Raw genomic sequence first — 1,634 nt, forward strand, 5'->3', positions numbered from 1 at the left:
AAACCTGTTCTTCTATGCTGCCTATCTCATTTTCATGAATAATTGTTTCCTCAGGAGCTGTACTTTCTTCGTTATATTGAGTGGTTTCAGATTCAGCATTAACTGAAATAGAAGAAACCTCCTTTGGATCAGCACTTGTAGAAGAACTACATGCGGTAAGCATAGCGCTTAATAACAAAACTGGAATAATAGATTTTTTCATTTGATTTTCCCCCTTAGTCAATTTTTTTATTGGTAGTAATGCTGTTGAGAACTTTCATGTATTTACGTATCGCCCCCTTAGTGAGAAACATATTTTATTAAAATGCCTTTTGGCTATTTTAACCATTTCAGTTCAAGTAGGTTTTTCTGATATCCAAGAGCATTTGCAGCCTGCTCAAGGGTACAATCGTGATATTCAAGAATAACATCATCTGGTACAAGCAGTTCGATAGCAAATTTGTTAGCCTCATTCTCATATACAGATGTATTAAAATGCGTTCTTGTATCCATAAAAACAGTATTTGATTTTTTATGGATAAGCATATGGGCAAGTTCATGTGCGCATACCCATACCTGCTCTTGATATGGAAGATTCTGATCAATGTAGATTAAATTATTTCGTTGGAAGTATTGATAAAATCCACGCACACCAATTAAATCAGAAGGTATTAATATGACATTCATTCCTTTAATTATTTCGAAAGGATTTCTTGTACCGAATTTTTTTGCCAGTTTGTTCGCCAATACCTTTTCCTTCATCTAAATCAGTCCTTTTTGTACTTTTTCGGAGTGTACTTCTCCCTGTTCTTTTCTTTAGCCATTTCCATACCAACACGCATTGCAGATATAATAGAATCAATTGCTTCCTGGCTTGCAGGATTCCCATCAAACATAAGGCCTTCCTGCCTCAACATCTGTTCTGTACTTGAAAGAATATCTTCTATATCTTTCTGCGCTTTTCTGCTTAAGCGATTACTTTCAGATGTTGAAGGCTCTTTCCCTGTCATAAGATATTCAATGCTTACACCAAAAAAATCAGCTATCTTCTGAAGTTTATCAGCTTTGGGCTTGCTTTTACCTCTTTTCCATTCACTGAATACCGTCTGACTTATGCCTGTAGCTTTTGCCACGTCTGAAGCTTTTACATTTCGCTCATTTAAAAGTTTTAAGAAAATATCATACATTAATGTGACCTCCTTAGGGCACTTAGAAAATTCTAAAAAATGGTGTTGACAATTAGAGTATTCTAAGATATACTAAGGACAGTTAGAAAATCCGAAGTTAAGAATACTCAATATAATACGTTTGTGGTAATTCATATTATATAGGATTTTCTAACTATTTGCAATAAAAAACTTAGAAAAGGAGGAAAATCATGTTTTCTTACAAAAAGTTTGTTGCCCTTTTGTCTAAAAATAATGTTACAGCTTATAAAGTGGCAAAAGATACCGGGCTGTATCCTACGTTATTTTCAGACTGGAAGTCAGGAAAAAGTTGTCCTAAAGCCGATAAAATAAATATTTTGGCTGACTACTTTGACGTGCCAATCACTTATTTCATTGAGTAGCATAGCAAAAAGCCTGTCCTATAAATAGGACTTTTGCAACTGATGTGTGGTTAATAACGCAAGGAGGAAAAGAGAGTATGAAGGT

4 protein-coding genes are annotated in these 1,634 nt (G+C 34.5%); 1 reads left to right on the forward strand and 3 read right to left on the reverse strand.

What is annotated here, in order from left to right:
- The 3 genes from FYJ45_RS29260 to FYJ45_RS29270 form a co-directional block, all read right to left on the reverse strand.
- Nucleotides 1–202: hypothetical protein (locus FYJ45_RS29260; RefSeq protein WP_330588868.1), on the reverse strand; the 202-nt coding region annotated here is incomplete at its 3' end.
- Nucleotides 203–315: 113 nt separating this feature from the next.
- Nucleotides 316–741 (reverse strand): ImmA/IrrE family metallo-endopeptidase, encoded by a 426-nt coding sequence (locus FYJ45_RS29265; RefSeq protein ID WP_154468422.1) that lies wholly within the window; start codon nucleotides 739–741, stop codon nucleotides 316–318.
- Between the two features lie 5 nt (nucleotides 742–746).
- Nucleotides 747–1,166: a helix-turn-helix domain-containing protein gene (locus tag FYJ45_RS29270; protein WP_154468423.1), complete on the reverse strand. Its 420-nt coding sequence runs from the start codon at nucleotides 1,164–1,166 to the stop codon at nucleotides 747–749.
- A gap of 191 nt (nucleotides 1,167–1,357) precedes the next feature.
- Between FYJ45_RS29270 and FYJ45_RS29275 the strand changes: the two genes are divergently transcribed.
- Nucleotides 1,358–1,549 (forward strand): helix-turn-helix domain-containing protein, encoded by a 192-nt coding sequence (locus FYJ45_RS29275; protein WP_154468424.1) that lies wholly within the window; start codon nucleotides 1,358–1,360, stop codon nucleotides 1,547–1,549.
- Nucleotides 1,550–1,634: the final 85 nt, after the last annotated feature.

The organism is Eisenbergiella porci (genome assembly GCF_009696275.1).
Taxonomy (GTDB): Bacteria; Bacillota; Clostridia; order Lachnospirales; family Lachnospiraceae; genus Eisenbergiella; species Eisenbergiella porci.